General features: G+C 45.3%; 22 protein-coding genes and 1 tRNA gene. 13 read left to right on the plus strand and 10 right to left on the minus strand.

Going from position 1 to position 19,199, the window contains the following annotated elements; genetic code table 11:
• The first annotated feature begins 26 nt into the window (after window positions 1–26).
• From LZG94_RS14250 to LZG94_RS14295, 10 genes are all read left to right on the plus strand, one after another.
• The gene (locus LZG94_RS14250) at window positions 27–2,276 is read left to right on the plus strand and encodes a glycosyl hydrolase family 28-related protein (protein WP_233792542.1); all 2,250 of its coding nucleotides are present in this window, start codon (window positions 27–29) and stop codon (window positions 2,274–2,276) included.
• 80 nt (window positions 2,277–2,356) lie between these two features.
• Window positions 2,357–3,214 carry a S49 family peptidase gene (locus LZG94_RS26475; protein WP_233792543.1) on the plus strand — a complete coding sequence of 286 codons (858 nt, stop codon included), beginning with the start codon at window positions 2,357–2,359 and terminating at the stop codon, window positions 3,212–3,214.
• A gap of 11 nt (window positions 3,215–3,225) precedes the next feature.
• A complete protein-coding gene (locus LZG94_RS14260; RefSeq protein ID WP_233792544.1) occupies window positions 3,226–3,648 on the plus strand; it encodes a hypothetical protein in 423 nt (140 codons plus the stop codon).
• 39 nt (window positions 3,649–3,687) lie between these two features.
• Complete coding sequence (locus tag LZG94_RS14265; RefSeq protein ID WP_233792545.1) at window positions 3,688–4,653, plus strand: hypothetical protein; 966 nt, start codon at window positions 3,688–3,690, stop codon at window positions 4,651–4,653.
• A gap of 83 nt (window positions 4,654–4,736) precedes the next feature.
• Window positions 4,737–5,459, plus strand: coding sequence for a hypothetical protein (locus tag LZG94_RS14270; protein WP_233792546.1), 723 nt, complete (start codon window positions 4,737–4,739; stop codon window positions 5,457–5,459).
• A gap of 56 nt (window positions 5,460–5,515) precedes the next feature.
• On the plus strand, window positions 5,516–5,713 hold the full coding sequence (locus tag LZG94_RS14275; protein WP_233792547.1) for a hypothetical protein: 198 nt from the start codon (window positions 5,516–5,518) through the stop codon (window positions 5,711–5,713).
• A 41-nt stretch (window positions 5,714–5,754) separates the two neighbouring features.
• Window positions 5,755–6,228, plus strand: a complete 474-nt coding sequence (locus tag LZG94_RS14280) for a hypothetical protein (RefSeq protein WP_233792548.1) — start codon at window positions 5,755–5,757, stop codon at window positions 6,226–6,228.
• A 59-nt stretch (window positions 6,229–6,287) separates the two neighbouring features.
• Window positions 6,288–6,677: a hypothetical protein gene (locus LZG94_RS14285; RefSeq protein ID WP_233792549.1), complete on the plus strand. Its 390-nt coding sequence runs from the start codon at window positions 6,288–6,290 to the stop codon at window positions 6,675–6,677.
• Window positions 6,664–7,305: a hypothetical protein gene (locus LZG94_RS14290; RefSeq protein ID WP_233792550.1), complete on the plus strand. Its 642-nt coding sequence runs from the start codon at window positions 6,664–6,666 to the stop codon at window positions 7,303–7,305. Before LZG94_RS14285 ends, LZG94_RS14290 begins: the two co-directional genes overlap by 14 nt.
• Window positions 7,289–8,785, plus strand: coding sequence for a terminase large subunit domain-containing protein (locus LZG94_RS14295; protein WP_233792551.1), 1,497 nt, complete (start codon window positions 7,289–7,291; stop codon window positions 8,783–8,785). Before LZG94_RS14290 ends, LZG94_RS14295 begins: the two co-directional genes overlap by 17 nt.
• A gap of 230 nt (window positions 8,786–9,015) precedes the next feature.
• On the opposite strand, the gene LZG94_RS14300 is transcribed toward LZG94_RS14295, so the two are convergent.
• The 5 genes from LZG94_RS14300 to LZG94_RS14320 form a co-directional block, all read right to left on the minus strand.
• On the minus strand, window positions 9,016–9,516 hold the full coding sequence (locus LZG94_RS14300; RefSeq protein WP_233792552.1) for a hypothetical protein: 501 nt from the start codon (window positions 9,514–9,516) through the stop codon (window positions 9,016–9,018).
• A complete protein-coding gene (locus LZG94_RS14305; RefSeq protein ID WP_233792553.1) occupies window positions 9,501–9,929 on the minus strand; it encodes an STAS-like domain-containing protein in 429 nt (142 codons plus the stop codon). Before LZG94_RS14305 ends, LZG94_RS14300 begins: the two co-directional genes overlap by 16 nt.
• A 5-nt stretch (window positions 9,930–9,934) precedes the next feature.
• Entirely contained in the window at window positions 9,935–10,870 is a 936-nt protein-coding gene (locus LZG94_RS14310; protein WP_233792554.1) for an ATP-binding protein, read from the minus strand.
• Window positions 10,871–11,153: 283 nt separating this feature from the next.
• On the minus strand, window positions 11,154–11,474 hold the full coding sequence (locus tag LZG94_RS14315; protein ID WP_233792555.1) for a hypothetical protein: 321 nt from the start codon (window positions 11,472–11,474) through the stop codon (window positions 11,154–11,156).
• Entirely contained in the window at window positions 11,434–11,706 is a 273-nt protein-coding gene (locus tag LZG94_RS14320) for a hypothetical protein (protein WP_233792556.1), read from the minus strand. Before LZG94_RS14320 ends, LZG94_RS14315 begins: the two co-directional genes overlap by 41 nt.
• A gap of 122 nt (window positions 11,707–11,828) precedes the next feature.
• On the opposite strand from LZG94_RS14320, the gene LZG94_RS14325 reads away from it, so the two are divergent.
• On the plus strand, window positions 11,829–12,629 hold the full coding sequence (locus tag LZG94_RS14325) for a DNA adenine methylase (RefSeq protein WP_233792557.1): 801 nt from the start codon (window positions 11,829–11,831) through the stop codon (window positions 12,627–12,629).
• Window positions 12,630–12,660: 31 nt separating this feature from the next.
• Here the strand turns inward: LZG94_RS14325 and LZG94_RS14330 are convergent, their stop codons facing one another.
• Together LZG94_RS14330 and LZG94_RS14335 are read right to left on the minus strand one after the other, a co-directional pair.
• The gene (locus LZG94_RS14330) at window positions 12,661–13,956 is read right to left on the minus strand and encodes a phage integrase SAM-like domain-containing protein (protein ID WP_233792558.1); all 1,296 of its coding nucleotides are present in this window, start codon (window positions 13,954–13,956) and stop codon (window positions 12,661–12,663) included.
• A gap of 183 nt (window positions 13,957–14,139) precedes the next feature.
• A tRNA-Glu gene (locus LZG94_RS14335) sits at window positions 14,140–14,211 on the minus strand.
• 255 nt (window positions 14,212–14,466) lie between these two features.
• Here LZG94_RS14335 and LZG94_RS14340 point away from each other — a divergent pair.
• Window positions 14,467–16,956, plus strand: a complete 2,490-nt coding sequence (locus LZG94_RS14340; protein WP_233792559.1) for a M14 family zinc carboxypeptidase — start codon at window positions 14,467–14,469, stop codon at window positions 16,954–16,956.
• Between the two features lie 74 nt (window positions 16,957–17,030).
• Here LZG94_RS14340 and aroQ read toward each other — a convergent pair whose 3' ends face one another.
• On the minus strand, window positions 17,031–17,450 hold the full coding sequence (gene aroQ / locus LZG94_RS14345) for a type II 3-dehydroquinate dehydratase (RefSeq protein WP_233792560.1): 420 nt from the start codon (window positions 17,448–17,450) through the stop codon (window positions 17,031–17,033).
• Window positions 17,451–17,482: 32 nt separating this feature from the next.
• On the opposite strand from aroQ, the gene xerD reads away from it, so the two are divergent.
• Window positions 17,483–18,379: a site-specific tyrosine recombinase XerD gene (gene xerD, locus LZG94_RS14350; RefSeq protein ID WP_233792561.1), complete on the plus strand. Its 897-nt coding sequence runs from the start codon at window positions 17,483–17,485 to the stop codon at window positions 18,377–18,379.
• Window positions 18,380–18,385: 6 nt separating this feature from the next.
• Here the strand turns inward: xerD and LZG94_RS14355 are convergent, their stop codons facing one another.
• Together LZG94_RS14355 and LZG94_RS14360 are read right to left on the minus strand one after the other, a co-directional pair.
• Complete coding sequence (locus LZG94_RS14355) at window positions 18,386–18,589, minus strand: hypothetical protein (RefSeq protein ID WP_233792562.1); 204 nt, start codon at window positions 18,587–18,589, stop codon at window positions 18,386–18,388.
• Window position 18,590: 1 nt separating this feature from the next.
• Entirely contained in the window at window positions 18,591–19,097 is a 507-nt protein-coding gene (locus LZG94_RS14360; protein ID WP_233792563.1) for a histidine phosphatase family protein, read from the minus strand.
• Window positions 19,098–19,199: the final 102 nt, after the last annotated feature.

Raw genomic sequence — 19,199 nt, forward strand, 5'->3', positions numbered from 1 at the left:
TAACTACAACTTAATAGATGATTTTAATGAAAACCTCCTTACTGCGCGCTCTCGCCCTTTTTTCGATTATTTCCCTTGCAAGTCCATTTGTCCGGGCACAGGTCAATGAAGAAGCCGTCCGAGAGAAGATTCTTTCAACGATCACCACCAACAACCGGAAGGAGATAAGCGCTGAGCGGATGCGGCAGACATTGCTTGATCTCGTGGGATACAGTAGCAAAATGACACCATCACTGACTTGCGCCCAGGTCAGGCAAGGCAAAGCGGACGCAGCACAAACCATCAGCATTTCAGATGCAGGCGTATCTGGCGTATTCCGGTACAATCCCGGCAATTTAACTTCCGAAGATGATGGCGTTTTAGTGCTTAGGTTTGGCAACAAGCGTTATGAACGACAGTACGAAGGCGCTATCAACATCAAATGGTTCGGCGCGAAGGGTGATAGCTTGACGGACGACACTCAGGCTTTCGTGAAGGCAATGAGAAGTAAGGCGAAGATCTTTATTCCCTGGGGAAAATACCGGGTTACCAGTACAATTTCAGTTACAGGCTCTAATCTGATCATAGAAGGCGAAGACGGGGCCGAAATTTTCACGAATAACCAGTACGCTGTTTTCAGGCTTCAAGATATATCAAACGTCACTTTTAACAATTTGCAGCTATCCAGTTACAGGAATACGGGCAGCACTGTTTCGTTAGGTGTGGTTTACTCCAATAATAACAGGCTTCGTAATATCACTTTCAATAACTGTTCATTCACAATCCCTTATGTCGCAGTGAATGCGGTGAAAATCATAAACGAGAGCGATAAAACCACAGATGGATTTACGTTCAACAAGTGCCGGTTTGAAAACATCGGCAGGATGGGAATTGAATTTCAGAACCACGAAGACGGTACTGTTTTAAGCAGGTACAATAATGTCACGATACGCGACTGCATTTTTAAGAATACCGGGGTAATTAACTCTGGTATGGCCATTTCAATATCTGGGGTTGGTACGGGTGCGATAATTGAAAACAACATTTTTGAAGCCTACGGGTATGCAGGAATAGAAAATATTGGGTGTTCAAACGTAACGGTTCGCGGCAATACCTTTTCGAATCCTAAATCGGGCGGCTCGTTTTCCTTTACGGGAAGTCGCAGGATGTATAATATCCAGATCCTGAACAATATCAATCAGCATGAGGACAAGGACTTTATAAATTTCTGGAACTGTGAAAATATATCATTCCACAACAACACGTTTTACACAGCAAAGTACGTGGTTCTACGCAGTTGCGCTAAGGTTAACTTTGTAGGCGGTTCGATCAGGGGCGCAGACCGGCACGCGCTCTTTATCGAAGGTGTAAGTAATGATATCCGGATTTTTGGCACCAGCTTTGACAATACCAGCACCACCCCCTTTTCGGTAGTTCGAACGTACGGCGTCGGGGTGACCGACGTTAAAATCTTCAATAGCACTTTTCACAAAGCGATCAGCGGCGCTTCCTTCGTTGATAACACCGAAGGGGCTGAACTTCCTTTTTTGTATCAAAACACCTCGTATAGCAGCACGAGTTTATCCAGGACTACAACCACGCAGGCCGTTTCTCTGAGTGGTGCTACAATTAGCAGTAGCTCGCTTTTAATTGACCTACAGTATTATATCAAGCATGAATTGGCTGACATTACCGCTGACAGCTTGACATCTTTAACCTTTTCACTGGCAAATGCCACCAACGGCCGCTTTGCTACTGTTTACCTGCGCAACGCGTCGGCTACACCGAAGCGGATCATAGTTTCTGGCGCGGCTGCAATAGGCAATACTTTTATAGGCCCAGGCGACAGGACAATTCTTTCGATTTGGGTGTATGGTACCACTGATATCTTCTATTCGCTTACCGGTACTGACCGGCCGCTGATTGATGAATCGATTACTACACCACGAACGGCGGCACAAATGACTACGGCTTTCCCTTCTGCCGTTCGTGGACAGCAGGTTTTCGCTCCCAATGCTGGCGTGATGTATACCAGATCCCTCGCGTCTACCAGTACCTGGAAGTCCTGGAAAGTGGCTGAGCCAGGGCGGGAATCTATGGCCGTGACCAGCGGATCAGCAACTATCCCAACCAAATCCGCGCTTAATAGCGCCTATGGCACCTACATGGCCGGCACAATCGTGACGTATCCACAGATCGGCACCGGCACAAGAGAGTACCGAAAGCTATTGGATTCCAATACCTCTGATTGGGTTGAGACCGTCTGGGCGACTGGTATCAAATCACAGCTGCCTTGACAAGATTTAAGTCCTTCTTAACTGTTAAATAAAGTTTCTATTTCGTAACTGCTAAGACCCCAACTAATCAGTACGACAGTGTGAACGCATTAACTTTTTCAGGACTATGGCTCATTCATGAACCCTTTGCAAGCCGCATGGAAGGAATTATCCTTCCCCGGCTTGCAGCAGGTTTCGATCCAATTCCGCCACATTTTAAAGCTGCCCACATTGATGCCGGAATCTCAGCCCGGGACAAGGATGGTAATTGGAGCCGCGCCCGCGCCTACCTGGATGATTATCTCAGGATCGGCGGTGGCGACGTTGCCGTGATCCCGCTTGAAGGGACTATGAGCCGTTACGGTTACTGCGGAATGGGTAACGAGTTTTTGACCGACGTCATCAACGAAGCTGCGACTGAACCCGCGGTGAAAGCGATCGTCATAAAAGGCAATACCCCGGGCGGCACCGTCGATTCGGTCGAAATGCTTGCCGACGCCATCAAAAAGTTTCCAAAACCGTCAGTTGGATATGTGAACGGCATGGTGGCCAGCGCAGGCGTTTTCGCCATGAGCCAGGCTGACCAGATCGTCATGGAAAATTCGATTTCATCTGAAATCGGCTCTATTGGTGTGCTGATGGTTCACATCGACCAAACCGCAGCGCTGGAAAAAGCCGGTTTGAAGGTGACTATTTTCCGCGCTTCTGACTCGGTCGATAAAGCCCGGATCAACGGCGTTGAAAAATTGAGCGATGACCTGGTCGACGAAATCCAGCTAAGCCTTGATCAGGCGATGACAACCTTCAAAGGTTATGTCAAGCGCGGCCGCGCGGGTAAGCTCACCAGCGAAGAAATATTCACCGGCAAAATGTACGGGAAAGCCAAAGCGCAATCGCATGGCTTAGTAGACCGCACCGGCAGCTTGGCCGATGCCATCAAACTTGCACGTAAACTGTAATTCTATATCCAATGAGCAAACAAACAACCGTCGCTGCCCTCATAGCTGGTTTTTTCGGAAGGTCTGAAAAGGCTATTTCCGAGAAACTATCTACCGAAGAGCACAATGAATTTTCGGCTGACGTCTCCGAGCTGAATGAAAAGCTGGAAACCGCCAACACTGAAAATGCCCGCATTTCTACGGAATTGGCAACCGCTGCTACCCGGATCACCGAGCTGGAAGCTTCTCTTTCCACTGCAAGTGTCGAAGTAACAACGATGACCGCCTCTCTTGCAACTGTCACCACAGAGCGCGACAAGTACAAAGGCCATTACGACGAAGCAGCCAAAAAAGGCGAGCAAAACGCTGGTCAGGATGCCAACAGCCGCGGCGCTTCGGGCAAAGCAGTATACAACGAAAATGCGATCGCCGTTTGGCAGAAAGCGCAAGCGTAACCCACTTAACTCAGTTATCAACCTTTTCCAAATACTGTTATGCAGATTATCAATTTTGAGAATTTCCACGAAGATTTAATGACTTCCATCGACGGTGATGGTGCAATCATTATGAATTCAATCGTTGCTGGTGCCGAGTCACTCGGAACCAACTTTAAAGTGGTCAAAACGCGCGAAAGGGCAGCACTTGTTCGCCTTGAAGTAAAAGACGCATGGGCGCCGGCAAGCGACGACTTCAACCCCAAAGCGGCACTTGAAGTGAAAAGCCGTTTCGCGTCATTTAAAGAGGGTGACATCGATTTGGAGATCACACTTTCCCAGATCAAGGAGGTTTATCAAAGCTACATTGGCTGGATTAAAGCTCCCGGACGCACATTGAACGAGGTTAACGACAACCCGTTTGAGCTATTTTTCCTAAACCACATCATTGCCAAGCACTTCGAATTTGTACGTTTGAAAACGGCTTGGAATGGCGTTTATAATGCGGCTGGTGCTGGTGCAGGATCGTTGGCAGACGGTTTTATTACCATGTTTATTGCCGGCAGGGCAGTTGGTGGCGATATTGCTACGAACCACGTTTTTGACGGTGAAGTTATCACGGCTGCCAATGCATACGCACAGGTAAACGGTGTAGCTGACCTGGTTGCATCTGCTTCTCCGAACATGCTTTTGGAAGATTTGAACGTTTACCTGAGCCGTCAAGCTTACGACAATTATCGGAAGAACCGCCGCGCATTGTTCCCTACGCACGTAGGACCGGCTGACCGCCCGGATGTATTGGATGACTATTCCAACATGAAGTTTGCTGTCGATCCGGGATTGGTTGGAAAAAGCCACATCTCGATTGCACCACAGAAAAACATGCTTTTCGTATGCAATGATGATCCAGGCAAATACCGCCTGTCAATTGTGAAAGATGTGAAGTCCTACAAGCTGAGCATCCGTGCAAGCCTTGGTTTCGACTATGCTTCTCCGGATTGGGCTTTCATGAACGATCAGAACTGACCACAGTAAACCCTCCCTCCTACCCGTCCGGCCAGTCCGGGCGGGTTTTCATTAAATCATTCACTTCCATTTTTCCTTTTAAAATGAAGAACTTAAAACAAACCCTTATTGCCGGTGGGGTTATCGGCTCAGGCCTTGCAGCCTTCGCGGCAACCGGCAATCCATTTGCTGCTATTGCTGCGGCCAGCACCATCAACTTTGCAGCACAAAAGGCTGCTGGTGTATCGCTTTTCGATGCAAATGGCGTTGCCAGCTGCACCGGATTGATCGGCATTAAGCGCCAATGCCAGACCCTGACAATCGGTGGAGCTAAGCGGCTTTACATTGGTTTGGCAGAAGACCTTCTCACTGAATTTTTGACTTACGAGCTTGCGAAAACTCTCGGTAAATTCTCTGGTGCCATCCCGATGGTTGCAGGTAAAAAATTCATTGAGGTTGAAGCATGGTATGATTCGACCAAGTTTGACACCGAAATGAAGATCGGGGCAGGCTTTACGCAATCAATGGAATTCAAGCTTCTGGGCTACAATGACATTATCGTAAAGTTCGCAGCTCTTATGTATGAAACGCCAGTCGTGGTGATCGTGCAAGGCAACGATGACAAGCTGTATATGCTTGGACAGAAGTACATTCCATTAATGTTTGAAATGAAAGGTGTACTGCCTGAGAAAGGAACTGCCCGCAAAGAAGCAACCTTCTCAGCTAAGCAAGACGGTATGATGGTTCCCGTTTTCCCGTTGGATGCAACTGTAACCTTCGAAACTGAGCCACTTGTCGGCGTTGAAGCGCCAGAAGGCGGCGCATAGTCAAACGGAGGTGGCGCAAGCTGCCTCCTATTTTTTCATTCCAAAATTTTACAACAGTGAGCAAACAAACATATTCCCTTGCCGATAAGGCAGAAGGCCATTCTTTCGTAAATGGCAACACTAAGTTCCTGAAAGATATGAACCAGGACGACTTGGCTATCCTTGCCGGAAATGGTGATCCACGCGTGAAAGTGGATGAGAAGTCGGCAGAAGATAAAAAGCTTGTAAGAGCTGCTTCTTCACCGACTGTTTAACCTGGTTACACCAGCATTATTAACGTTCAACCTACTTTAACGTGGAACCAAAAAGACTTAAAGCATCGCTTCAACTTGCGAAAATGCGCTACGACTCAAACCCTTCCGATACGAACGAAGCCATTTATCAGCAGGCACTTGAAGCATACGATTTAGCAATACGCACTCCGAAAGTGGTTATCACATATAGCACCCTGGCTATGCAAAAAGCATTTGCAGAATCGCAGGTAACGACTCAAAAACAGCTTGATATCGTTTCAGTTATTTCTGAAAACTTGCAAAAAATGCAAGTCGGAAAAATTGAACAGGTTTCTGGGGAATTGCCAAAATCTGACGTTCCGGAAGGAACCAACGAAAGTGGCGATGCGACTGGCGCTCCGGAAGCTAATGCAGAACCAGCAGGATCTGCTGCTGAGAAATCCGATGTGGATCCTACCGCTGAAAACAGCGAGTCGATATCGGAACCGGAAAACGAACAAAAAAAAACGGAATTGGACGACCAGCCGCTGAGCTAGACCCGACTGCCCAATCTTTAATAAAAGAGCAGCTTCACGCGCAGGCCAACCGGCTGCACATGGAAGCTGCTCTTTTGTCTAATACCCTGCACGAGTACCGCGACGACGATATTGACGGTAGGCGATCGGTTGTCAACCAAATTATGGAGAAGCGTCATGAGTGGACCCGAGCCGTCAGGGATATCGAGTATTTCAAAGAAACCGGCAAACTGCCCGATGCCCAACCAACGCAGGACATATTCACAGCCTTACCGGGTTCGCCCGAACTTGCGCAGCTGCGCGTCGAACTCGCGCGTCTGAACAGCAACATTAGCAAGTATTCGAAAAAGGTGACGGATAATCCGGAACATAAGAAAATCGAAAAGTGGAAAGAAGACCTGGCTAAAATGGAAGCATTGAAGCTGGAACTGAAACAAAGCATCGTAAACCTTCACTATGCGTCAAAATAACAAATATCTGGAAAAGGTGTATGAAGAGATGAGTATCTACGAGCAGCACCTACTCGATGGGAAAGCACTGACTACCCAGCAGGAAGATACTTTCGAGAAAATTGACATCGTCCGGGGATGGCTCCGCGACGGTTTTTCCGACGTCGACGTGATCAAACTGTCGAAGACTGACCCAAGGCTCCAAGTTCAAGACCGGCGCGCGCGGGAGCTTCTAGCTATGGCATACCAAATTTTCGCAGATCTGCGCCAGCTCCGGAACCGCGACGGTATCAAATATATGTATGCTGAAATGTTCAGGAAAGCCGGGCTGCTGATTATGGCGAAAATACTTGCCCTTACCAAAATGCCCGAGTTGGAGGACTTATCCAGTGCTGATTTGGAACTACGGGTCGCCGCGTTGCAAATGGACACCAGCAATGCAAAAGAAATATCCCTGCTGGCCAAGGAGTACACGCGGTTAATGAAGGAAGCTGCTGTCATCGACGGAGCTTACGATACGTCGAAAATCGGAGGCGACGAGAAGAAGAAGCCGACCAAAATTATTATTAAGCGCAAAACCATCATTCAGGATGGAAAGGTAACATCTGATCAGATAGACGAACAGGCAAATTATGAGCTCAGCGAGTGATTTAATTCAGGAAGTCGAGGTAAACGACAAGCAGGCCGATTTTATTGAAACCATTTTTTACGGGTTGACAGCGGACGGAACGAAGACCGCCTCTCTTATTGGCGGTATCGGATCCGGAAAAACCTTCGCAATGGCACTTGCTATGATTCTTTCCAAAGAAGAACTTCCAAGGGCAAAAGGTCAATTTGCTTGTGCGACCGTCACGCAATTTACCAGATCAATTTTTCCGGGTATAAAATCCACCTGGTCGGATTCATTTGGATTGAGGCAGTACAATTTCAAAACCGGCACAGGAGATTACGTCTTTGGAAGAAAGCCGCCAGAAGATTGGGACAAGCCATATCAGGAACCGGAGAACTGGGAAAACTGCATTTCATTTCCCAATGGCTGGGTGATGGAGGTCTGCGCGTACAAGATGTTCGCCGACATCCACCGCGGCCGGAACGATGATTTTGCTTTCATGGATGAAGCTCTTTTGTTCAAACGCGAATGGTTGAAAATTCTCGAAGGCCGGATCAGGGCGAATAAGTCAAAATTTCAATCGCCTTTACACTGGATGATCATGATTTTCAGCTCACCGCCTTACGGGCAAGGTGACTGGATGTTTGATATCGAGGATTTAATGCGTGAAGAGCCGGACCGGTACCTGTTCACCCAGATAACAACCCGCGACAATGCGATTTTTTTGCCGAGCAACTACATTGACAACTTGCGCAAAAAGCTCACGCCATTGGAATTTGGTGTTGAAGTTGATGGAAAACGGCTTTCCAAAATGCCCAAGTCGTTTTATGCTGCGCTCGACGAAAGGCACAGTGATGTGGATCAGGATGTATTTTATAACCCTTCGATGCCGATCGCCGCTTCCATAGATTTCAACGCCCACTTCACCAGCTGCTCGGTTTGGCAAGACTATGATAAGGAGCAACGCTGTATAATGAGCTGCTTCGTAACCGACCCGGACCCGGACAAGGATATGAGCCAAACCCTTGCGGGTGAGCTGCTGATCAGGCTGGCCGATCATCCGAACAAAACCCTGTATATAACAGGGGATAGGAATGGTCTGAACGCCAGCTCAGGTAGCAAGAAGAATAATGATGGTACATGGATCACGCTGTTCGATGAGTTCGCCCAGGTATTTGAGCAGGCGGGCTGGGTAGTGTTCCTATCCCCGCTTACCTACAACCCTTTCAAGGATGAGATTTATTTAATGATGAAAGATATTCTTGCTGAGACCAGGGAGGATGGCCTGCACGTGCGCTTCCATCCCTACGATGCCAAGAGCGTCACAGTATCCATGCAGCGTGCGCCTATGACTGGCAACTATCAGAAGGACAAGAAGAGTGAGAACAAGAAGGATGAAGACCAACAGTACGCCACCCACCTAAGTGATACGGTCGACTACTACCTCGCATGGAAACTTGCGACGGGCGGCATGGCCGTGACCAGCTCGGATGGAGGGTTCGACCTCGATTTCATCTGACCCCCTACCCCCCGGGTATGCTACCCCACCCCCTCAGGTCTGACCACCCCGAGGGGGCTTTCAGATATTCGAAAATCCGAAAAATGGAAATTGCCAAAATGCGAAAGGGCGGGCAACATCTCGCGATTTTTAAGACTTTTTTTTCTTTTTCAAAAAAGAATTAGCCGATTTTCAGGCAGTTAGCTTGAAAATCGGCCAAAAAAAGGTGCAACTTTTAAAAATACTAAATCTTACTTATTGTTTATGCTGATAATCAACATGTTAAATAGTTTCATATTATCCTGTTGAAATTTGTAGAAAGCGTTTTTAGTAGCTTGTGAAAAGGTTATTTCATTACCACTCCTAAATGCACTTATATATTCTGGACTGTCCGTTGTTATGTTGCGGAGCTCAACCTGAAAAGGTGAAAGAGTAGTCTTGTCAATTTTATATTTCTTGTTGACTTCCAACATGGTGTCATCAATCCTAATATTCAAAGTCTTAAACCATGAGAGCACTGTTGCCTCCGGCAGCTTATTCGAATGTACAAGCTTAAAAAAATCTTTAATTTCATTCTGGATATCCTTTATCTCTCCAATGAAGTGATCTTTTAATACCCGTTTGTTCGCCAAGTTCTTTTGGACAACAAGTATGACCCATCCAGCAAGGATTGAATTAATGAGTAATGCAGTTATGTCAATCCAGTTATCCGTAGATAAACTAGAAAGGCAAAAGCCTAACACACTTCCCATACTCTACTCACTAATTTACCGTCCACAAGCCTAAACCATGAGGGATGAATCTGCGTTACACTCGGTCTATCGTTTTTCCTGCGTCGCTCTTCCCACTGTGGGAACGTTTTGTCTTGAAGCATACTCTTCCAAACTGGTTCATCCTCAGAGATAATCTCAATGCGCTTCTGAACTTCACCTAACGTAAAATCAAATACTAAGTTTCCGAAAGCCTCATCCAAGAAAGATGATGCGAATCCACTCGTATCGTCTAAATCGACTGTTAGCTTACCACCACTCTCAAAAACATTGGCAAATTCCCTGTTCAATATTTGGTGATAAAATTCCTCCCCTGACTTATCGCTAATTGAGCAATGACGAAGACCCGGATATTCGCTAAAGTCATTTTTGATACTGATGGTCATTGTTTCCATTACAATCATGATATACAGTCTTTATTAATTTCCCACTGGTAAAATGTTCCTCTAAATCGAGGTGCGCCTTTTGACAAAGTCCTTGATAACGCAGGATTACCGAAATTGAGTACTACGTTGTTTGTTATCGCAACAAGGTTCACAATTGTTCCGTTCTCTGAAGCCTCCTTTATCGCTGGCAAGCCCTTATTCCTGTTTACTTCTTTTGTGCTAGAGCCATATTTTTGCACGAAAGCCCTTGCCAAAACTTCGTGATCGGACCTCGAATTGAACAAATCTCCTAATATCTTAGTGTACTTGCGATGCAGCGTATCTAAGATACCTTTGCCAACATCGGCTATCGTAAATTGAACCTTCTCATTCTCTAATTTAACACCTAGTAACCATTGTCTATCTTTAGTGGACGCATGTTCAATAGCATTGCCGCAGATTTCTAAAATAACCGTGCGTAATTGTTGATGATGCTTTTTTTTACCTGTTAGATATTCAACAGCTCCCTTGATAAGTTCTCCGATCTTTATACTATCCCGTTCGGATAGCTTTCCGCTACCTTTTTCGAAGAAGATGAGATCAGAGTGCTTTGCTTTTTCACCTTTCTTATTCCCAAAATACATATGGCTCAAAAAACCAGATTCAGCTATGAAATTTTTGCACGCCTGATCCTTCGGAAAATTGCCACTAAGTATTACCCCATTTGCTTTTAAGTCGTCGCTGATAGCTGTTAAGATACTTATTGTGGCATAATCTATTGTAACTATATCGGAAAGATCCATGCTTACGTAGTTTGTTGTTGGACTTTCCACTCTGTTCCGAGGGTCTCTCATATCCCTGAAAAAATTCAGACATTCCTCCGTATTTTCAAGCGTTCTGAGATCCCTAGGAGGTATTACTTTTATAGAAAATCTGCCTAAGATAGCCTCAGTATCTTTAACCTTAGCCATTTTGATAGGCAATTTGGCAACACTTAGCAACCGAGCCTGTCGGTTTAAGATCTTTCTTTCATACTTTTTCCTCCTGATCCTTTGACGTTCGCGAAATTTATGAGCCTGGTATAGTTTCCTCATCTGAGTTGGAGGGTATGAACTGATATATATTAAAAGGCACAAATGAAGTTGATCTGATTTTTTAACAGGTATAAAAGTTCAATGAGTTATAAGATTTACCTGTTATTCCATCTCTCACCCAAGCATTGCCTAATCAGGATTTTCACGCTTCCTATATAGTTTATTCATTCTCCTTGCCGAAAGCATCAAAATTTATATAGTTAGCAACTATCCAGTGCACAACCTGTTTATCAAGAAATTCGCGTCGTTTCGTTTTGTCACCCGATTCAAGATAGTTTTGAACGACAAGTAACGTTGTCGGAGTGACTTGGATAATTTCCTTGGCTTGGTTTTCTTCCTGATAGAGCCTGCGTTCTGTGAGGCTTGAAAATCTTACAATTTCCCCGACGAATGCAGGCTCCTGTGTATGAACGATATAAGTTACTCCTGGCTTAGCAGCCTCATTTCTCGCTATAAGGAATTTGGGGACATTCTTCTTCATTGAGACTCGACCTCGCGAATTGTGAAAAGTGTACTTTCTCGCTGGCATCGATGGGTTTTTGAATTACATACAGCTCGAAAAATTCTTCCGACTCTGTAATGTAGTATGGAACAAAAAGAGATTCCCTGATGAAAGAAGGAACATTTCTGCGTTTCCACCTATCACTCATTGCAGCGATTTTGGCATGATGCTTTCTCCCAAGCGCGATGCCAGATTCGAAATTTTTGATCATTTTTTAGGTCGTTTTTTAATTGCTGGTGCCGCAATAGAACAAAGATGTCATTTTTTTGACGGTTTTTCGTCCTTTTAATGACATCTTAATGCTGCTCTTTTTGTGGTTAAAATTTATTAGCCATGAAACAAGAGACTAAGTTAAAAACTCCAATCACTTATTACGGAGGTAAGCAGAATATGCTGCGCCACATCCTTCCACTGATCCCAGAGCACCACACGTATATCGAGCCATTTTTTGGGGGTGGTGCGGTGTTTTTTGCCAAGCAGCCAAGCCAAGCAGAAGTGGTAAACGACACTAACAATCGCCTGATCACATTTTACAAAGTTTTAAAATATGATTTTGAGGAGATCGAAAAGCGGGTAGACGAAACCTTTCATTCCCGCGCGCAACACAAAAGCTCTGATGACTTCTATGATTCACAAGCCGCAGACGTCACCGATCCAATTACGTGTGCCTGGTCAGTTTGGGTACAAACTAACATGAGCTTTGGCAGTACGATCGGTGGCGGCTTCGGTTATGACAGAAAAGGCAAATGCCCGTACCGCCTGCACAACAAAAAAAACCGGTTTACTGATGCCTACCAGCAGCGATTGAAAAAAGTTACCATTGAAAACTATGACGTGTTGAAGGTCATCAAGGCCTATGACGCACCTGATGCATTTTTCTACCTGGACCCGCCTTACGTTTCTGCCGATCAGGGGCATTACTCCGGCTACTCGCTGGATGACTTCCGAAGGCTGCTTGAAGCATGTGCCACGATGCAAGGTAAATTCCTACTAAGTAGCTACCCAGAAGAGCTGCTTAAGGAATTTAGAAAGGAGTTTGGTTGGAAATCCAGCGATATTGTAAAGACACTGGCCGTCGACGGTCGTAGGAAAGAAAATAGAAAAAAGACAGAATGTCTGACATGGAACTACTAAAAAAGCGCCCGGGAGTTATCCCGGGCACTTTTTATGATGCCTTTACAATTTCGTTGAATGCTTCGATATTGAAAGGGATCGAAACTTTGCTCTTATTAAGCTCATGAAGCATTCTTGATGGCATTACTGAACTGTAATTTCTTAACTGTCGTGGATTTGAATGACCCATCATAAACATCAATGGCCGCTCCGGGATCATATACTCATTTTCCATCATACTGCTGAAAGTCTCGCGAAAAACAGAGGTACTTAGCGAAAATGGCGCTCTGCAAATTTCGCCCAGCACTTTTAGCGTTTTATTGAAGTCTGACATGTCCAGTTTTGGTAAACTCTCGACTCCGTTGTACTTGCTTATAATAGCTTGCGCCTCACCAAGAAGCGGTATAATTGAAAAAATGTCAGATTTCTCCCGGCTTTTTTTAATAAACCATTCACCCGATGGCAGCCTATATAAGTGTTCACTGCGTAAGCTGAGATAATCTGTATATGACAGGCCTGTATTCATTAGGAAAACGGCAACATCCCGTTCCTTCTCCAACGATTCAAGATCACAATCGAAAATTCTTTTCCGCGCATCAGCCAATAAGTACTGCGGCGGTTTAGCCGGATCGTATTCCAGACCCATTGCTCCAATTGGACTGAATCTTATGTATTCTTTATTCACAGCATATTTCAGCGTCTGATTTAGAAGAGTCAGGTGCTTATTAATCGTATTTCGACCGAACCGGGATTGTCCCACATCGTTTTTCTGATCAAACATCCAAAGCTGGAATTCCTCAAAATGCTGATACTTGAAGGAACTAACGGTCAATTTTACGTAACCTTTTTTTAAGAGAAATTCCTGAATGTTATTGCGCCTGGTTCGGTAGTTTGCCATCGTTGAGCCCTTACGTTTTTTTTGCGTCAATGTATCTCGAAGTTCATCCACTACTTCGATGAATTTCAAGTCCGGTCTCAAGGGTCTCGGATTGGTAATTAATCCTTTAATTGCGTCAGCAGAAACTGGAATGTCCATTGCAGTCAAAATGCCACACGCTTCATGAGCAAACTTTCTCAGATTGATAAGGTCTTCATTAAACTTAGCAGCCATTGAAAAGCTGCTACTAACCGGATGCTCGAATGAAGAAGGTTTTATACCCTCCCTTCTGCTTCCAGCCGTCAACCAATATTTGGCCGGAACTTTTAATTTCGTAGAAAACGGAATGCTTTTTTTCCCGTTCAGTTCTATCACAGCATAGATTGCGCAGCGTTTTTCAGCTTTCGCTCCCTCCTTCCCCCTCAGAAAGAAATTTACACTTACATTCATTTTTCTCTTAAAATTTAGCATTCCTTGAATATTTAGGTGAGTTCTACTCAAGGAAGAAAAGGTGTTAGCAAGGTTTTGTAACTGTTAGTAAAACTGTGATCTAGTTCTACAAGGCTGGGAAAACAAAAAAGTCTGCTTTTCTAAGCAGACTTTCCAAATACTGTAAATTAAAAAATGATTGAAAGTGCCTTTTTGCACGGTTTGTGACCCATAGGGGAATCGAACCCCTGTTTCAACCGTGAAAGGGTCGTGTCCTAACCGCTAGACGAATGGGCCGACTGGTCTCCTACTTCGCGCGTTATTTCACACTTTCTTTCACTATTGCGCTTCCCTTTTCCGAAAACGTGGTGCAAAGATGCACGGTCGATTTTGAAATTGCAACTATGCAAGCGAAATAAAATTCAACTATTTTATTATCCATTCATTCTCAGACGCTTCAAGCTGAAAATATTTTTAACCCCGCTCTCGGTGATATTAAATTCGGGTAACTTTCTAAATTTGGGTTGAGCATTCTTCACTTATTTACTGCTTATGCTAAAAATTATCCGCTTTTTCCTGCTACTCCTTTCGCTGAATCCCATTTTTGCTCAAAACACAACGCCCGAACAACACTTAGGATTTCCTCTCGGCTCCAAGTTTGCCTTTCATAGTCAGATACTACAATATTTCAGCTTGCTCCAATCCCAGAATCAGGATCGTGTGAAGCTGGTCCAATATGGTTCTAGCAATGAAGGCCGGTCTTTGATGATCGCATTCATTTCTTCTCCTGAAAATATGGGCAAGCTGGAATCCATTCGGCAGAATCACCTGAAGAGCATCGGTCTGATGGAGGGTAAACCAGATGCGAGCGTGCCTCCGATCGTTTGGCTGAGCTATAATGTTCATGGAAATGAGTCCGTTTCGGCCAACACGAGTATGCAGGTTTTGTATGAGCTACTCAACAAGCAAAATACGCTCACACAAGATTTCCTGAAAAATATGGTGATCATGATCGATCCCTGCATCAATCCGGACGGATATGAGCGATATACGCAGTGGTATAATAGAGTGCAAAACGCAGTTCCCGATGTGACGCCGTTTGCACTGGAGCACGATGAGCCCTGGCCAGGCGGCAGGTTCAACCACTATTTGTTTGACCTGAACCGTGATTGGGCGTGGCAAACACAAAAAGAAACCCAGGAGCGAATTGTCCTGTACAACCAGTGGATGCCGCATTTCCATGCCGATTTCCATGAGATGGGAAGTTCGAGAAGTTACTACTTCCCTCCCGCGGCCAAGCCATTTCACAAGGATATTACCGCCTGGCAGCGCCAGTTCAACGATATTATTGGTGAGTACTGCAGAAAATATTTTGATAAAAACAACTGGGCGTATTTCACCAAATATAATTACGACCTCTTTTACCCAAGCTACGGCGACACCTGGCCGACGGTAAACGGAGCTGTAGGTGTCACTTATGAACAAGGAGGGGGCGGTCGTGCGGGGCTTGGAATCGAGCGCAAAGACGAACATGACACACTTACCCTCAAAAGCCGCATTTCGCACCATTACGCGACCAGTTTGGCCACATTAGAGGCTGTTCTATCTCAAAAAGAGAAGATTGTATCCGAATTCATCAGATTTCACGATAATGCAGCCAAGGCCCCGGCAGGGAACTTCAATACCTATGTGATCAAAACAAAAGGCCAGGAAGAGCGGATCAGGTCTTTCGGCAGCTGGCTTGATAAGCAGGGAATTGTGTACGGCACTGCCGGAAAAGCGATCAATGCGAAAGGCACGGAAATGACTGGCGCCACAGAGGAATCGATCAAGATCGAAAGCAGCGATTTGGTGATCAGCGCCTATCAGCCAAAATCTAATTTGTTACGGATCCTGTTTGAACCAAAACCTGTCCTGGAAGATTCGGTGACTTACGATGTCACAAGCTGGGGCCTATCTTACATTTTCGGTTTAAAAGCTTACGGACTGAAAGAGAAGCTGATACCTTCAACTTACAAGGCTGAAACGATTCAAAATACAGTTCCGAATTATCCTGTGTATGCTTATATAGCCCGCTGGTCGGAAGTGGAAGACGCCGTGTTTTTATCTGAGCTTTTGAAAAATGGCTTCTTAGTTAAAACTTCAAATATCCCTTTCGAAATAGACAAAATTTCTTTCAATTCCGGCACGCTTGTCATCACCAAAAAAGGAAACGAGCGGGCCGATTTTGATAAGCAGGTAACTGCGATCGCAGACAAACATTTTGTGAAACTTACTCCTGTAAAAACGGGTATGGTCACTTCCGGTGCAGATTTTGGCGATGATCACGTTCCTTCGATTAATGCCCCCAAAGTGGTTGCAGTGAGCGGCGAGGGCATTTCTCCTACATCTTTCGGGGCTGTCTGGCACTATTTCGAGCAGCAAATCAAATATCCGGTTACGATCGTAAATGCTACTAAATTGCTTTCATTGCCGTGGAGTGAAATCGACGTACTGATATTGCCGGACGGGAAATATGGAGATATAATCGGGGAAAAGCAGCTGGAAGCATTGCAGAATTGGATTAAAGCCGGCGGTAAACTGATCGCGATGGAAAGCGCGACGGACGCATTCTTAAATAAACCCGACTTTAACCTGACCAAAAAGTATTCAGAGAAAAAGAAGGATGCCGACTTCTTTAAAAAATATGGCGACCAGGAACGTGAAGACGCGAGTGATTCTTCTCCCGGCAGCATGTTTCAGCTTACCATGGACGAAACACACCCGCTTTCATTTGGTTGTAGTAAGGAATACGTCACGCTGGTTAGGGACGCCTACGAGCGGGAATACCTGAGAGACGGCTGGAATGTAGGATACCTGACGGAAACAAGCTACAAAGCCGGTTTTGTAGGAAATAAAATGGCTGGAAAGTTAAAGAACACCCTCATTCTCGGCACCCAGGAAATGGGCCGCGGCGAGGTCATTTACATGATGGACGATCCCGTGTTCAGGGCAATGCTGTATCAAGGGAAGATACTGTTTGCGAATGCGGTGTTTAGGTAATTTTGAATGATTGAATGACTGAATGATTGAATAAAAATACATTCAATCATTCAATCATTCAGTCATTCAATCATTCAATCATTAAAATACCTAACCGCAAGTTCATAACCCTTCAACCCCAGTCCGCAGATCATTCCCTTGCAGCGCGAAGTCAGGTAACTGTGGTGGCGGAAAGATTCGCGGGCGTGGATGTTTGAAATGTGAACTTCCACGGCTGGCGTGGTGACCGCAGAAAGTGCGTCAGCCAGGGCAATGGAAGTGTGGGTTAGTCCGCCGGCGTTGATAATAATACCATCGAATGTAAAACCGACCTCATGAATTTTATCGATTAATGCGCCTTCGTGATTGGACTGAAAATAGTGGAGCTCTGTATCAGAAAAGGCGTTTTTCAAAGTTTCGAAGTAATCCTCAAATGACTGGTTACCATAAACAGTTGGCTCGCGCTTGCCCAAAAGATTTAAATTAGGACCATTCAGGATCAATATCTTTTTCATTGATTCGTGCAGATTTTATTTTCTTCCTTGCTATGTGGCAAAGCTACATTAAACATTTTAAAAACTATCTGCGCCTCGAACGCTCACTATCCGGCAATTCCGTCGATGCTTACGTGCGCGATGTGGAGAAGCTGGAAGAGTTTCTGACACTTGCCAAAATCGACCTGCCGCCGGCCCGCATTGAAGAAGTTCACCTGACTGCATTTCTGAGATACCTGGCCGAACTGGGACTCGCCGCGCATTCCCAGGCGCGCATGCTTTCGGGTATCAAGGCTTTTTTTAAATATTTACTGCTGGAAAATGAAATTTCAGAAGATCCGACAGAACTGCTCGAATCGCCCCGCCTGCCCAGAAAACTGCCTGACGTACTTTCGTACGAAGAAATAGAATCGATGCTCGGAGCGATTGACCATTCAACTCCCGAAGGAACGCGGAACCGGGCGATCATTGAAGTATTATACAGCTCGGGGCTTCGCGTTTCAGAGCTAACGGGCTTATTATTAACCCACTGCTACTTCGATATTGGCTTTTTGAGAATTTTAGGGAAAGGGGATAAAGTAAGGTTGGTTCCGATCGGGAAGGAAGCGATTAAATACACGCAGCTGTATCTCGATCACGTACGGAGAGAAATTGCGCCAGCGAAGGATAGCGAGGATATTGTTTTCCTGAATCGACGCGGCGGACAATTATCGCGCGTGATGATCTTCATTATGATCAAGGATATTGCAGAAAAGGCGGGGATCAATAAAACCGTCAGCCCGCACACGTTCAGGCATTCCTTTGCGACGCATTTAATTGAGGGCGGCGCTAGTTTGCGGGCAGTTCAGGAAATGCTGGGTCACGAGTCGATCACCACGACAGAGATTTATACCCATTTGGACAGGGACTATCTCAAACAGATCATCACCGAATTTCACCCACGCGCCTGAAAAACGCTATTCTACTTCTTTAAGCAGCGAATCCAGTTTCAGAGAATCTGAATCGGGCGAGGCGCCGGGCAATGCGCGGTTGAGCTGTTTCGGCTTGTTCCAGGGCGCCGTCGTGCGGCTCGACATATCGTAAGATATGTATGCAAACAGCGACACGAAAAGAATGAAAACGATGACGAATATGCGCTTGTTCTTATTTGGTTTTTCCATTTTATTCTACTCCTCCTACCTGCTTCGGCGTTTTGTAAAGCACCAGATTTCCCGTTTTAGCAGATATTTCTTCCCATTTCTGATTGTCAAATTCAATAAATGCCACGCCGCCTTTTTTCATTGATCCAATATTCCCACCGGAAAGATATTCGGCAAAATATGTGATATCAGGATTATGGCCAAACAGAATAAGGCTTGAAAAATCCTCGGAAACCGAATTGATCGCGCTTAAATATGCTCTCGGCCCGCCGTCGTAAATCTCTGGTTTGAAATTAATAGACGCCGTATTTACCCCGAGCTGTTTCGCAAAAATTTCTGCCGTTTTGAAAGCGCGGGCAGCCGGGCTGGAAATGAAAATATCCGGCTTCACATTTGCTTCGGCTAGCCATTTGCCCATCACCTCTGATTCCGCAAGACCCCTATTGTTAAGATTTCTGTCAAAATCTTTGACCCTGAAACTTTGGTCTTCCGCGGTCGCATGCCGCACCAGAATGAGCATTTTTTTCATTACACCGTTTTTTTTCAAAAATACAGAATCCGCCAATCTTAAACGTGAAGCCCGCCGCTAAAAAATGTAGTATTTCTAAACCATTTAAAGGCGCGATTCACC

Source organism: Dyadobacter sp. CY343, assembly GCF_021390335.1.
In the GTDB taxonomy this organism is placed as follows: Bacteria; Bacteroidota; Bacteroidia; order Cytophagales; family Spirosomataceae; genus Dyadobacter.

Bases quoted from the DNA above. Each gene is read 5' to 3' on its own strand.
- LZG94_RS14250 (WP_233792542.1), top strand. From the start codon at position 27: ATGAAAACCTCCTTACTGCGCGCTCTCGCCCTTTTTTCGATTATTTCC.
- LZG94_RS14260 (WP_233792544.1), top strand. From the start codon at position 3,226: ATGAGCAAACAAACAACCGTCGCTGCCCTCATAGCTGGTTTTTTCGGA.
- LZG94_RS14265 (WP_233792545.1), top strand. From the start codon at position 3,688: ATGCAGATTATCAATTTTGAGAATTTCCACGAAGATTTAATGACTTCC.
- LZG94_RS14270 (WP_233792546.1), top strand. From the start codon at position 4,737: ATGAAGAACTTAAAACAAACCCTTATTGCCGGTGGGGTTATCGGCTCA.
- LZG94_RS14285 (WP_233792549.1), top strand. From the start codon at position 6,288: ATGGAAGCTGCTCTTTTGTCTAATACCCTGCACGAGTACCGCGACGAC.
- LZG94_RS14290 (WP_233792550.1), top strand. From the start codon at position 6,664: ATGCGTCAAAATAACAAATATCTGGAAAAGGTGTATGAAGAGATGAGT.
- LZG94_RS14295 (WP_233792551.1), top strand. From the start codon at position 7,289: ATGAGCTCAGCGAGTGATTTAATTCAGGAAGTCGAGGTAAACGACAAG.
- LZG94_RS14300 (WP_233792552.1), bottom strand. From the start codon at position 9,516: ATGGGAAGTGTGTTAGGCTTTTGCCTTTCTAGTTTATCTACGGATAAC.
- LZG94_RS14305 (WP_233792553.1), bottom strand. From the start codon at position 9,929: ATGGAAACAATGACCATCAGTATCAAAAATGACTTTAGCGAATATCCG.
- LZG94_RS14310 (WP_233792554.1), bottom strand. From the start codon at position 10,870: ATGGCTAAGGTTAAAGATACTGAGGCTATCTTAGGCAGATTTTCTATA.
- LZG94_RS14315 (WP_233792555.1), bottom strand. From the start codon at position 11,474: ATGAAGAAGAATGTCCCCAAATTCCTTATAGCGAGAAATGAGGCTGCT.
- LZG94_RS14320 (WP_233792556.1), bottom strand. From the start codon at position 11,706: ATGATCAAAAATTTCGAATCTGGCATCGCGCTTGGGAGAAAGCATCAT.
- LZG94_RS14325 (WP_233792557.1), top strand. From the start codon at position 11,829: ATGAAACAAGAGACTAAGTTAAAAACTCCAATCACTTATTACGGAGGT.
- LZG94_RS14330 (WP_233792558.1), bottom strand. From the start codon at position 13,956: ATGCTAAATTTTAAGAGAAAAATGAATGTAAGTGTAAATTTCTTTCTG.
- LZG94_RS14340 (WP_233792559.1), top strand. From the start codon at position 14,467: ATGCTAAAAATTATCCGCTTTTTCCTGCTACTCCTTTCGCTGAATCCC.
- aroQ (WP_233792560.1), bottom strand. From the start codon at position 17,450: ATGAAAAAGATATTGATCCTGAATGGTCCTAATTTAAATCTTTTGGGC.
- xerD (WP_233792561.1), top strand. From the start codon at position 17,483: ATGTGGCAAAGCTACATTAAACATTTTAAAAACTATCTGCGCCTCGAA.
- LZG94_RS14355 (WP_233792562.1), bottom strand. From the start codon at position 18,589: ATGGAAAAACCAAATAAGAACAAGCGCATATTCGTCATCGTTTTCATT.
- LZG94_RS14360 (WP_233792563.1), bottom strand. From the start codon at position 19,097: ATGAAAAAAATGCTCATTCTGGTGCGGCATGCGACCGCGGAAGACCAA.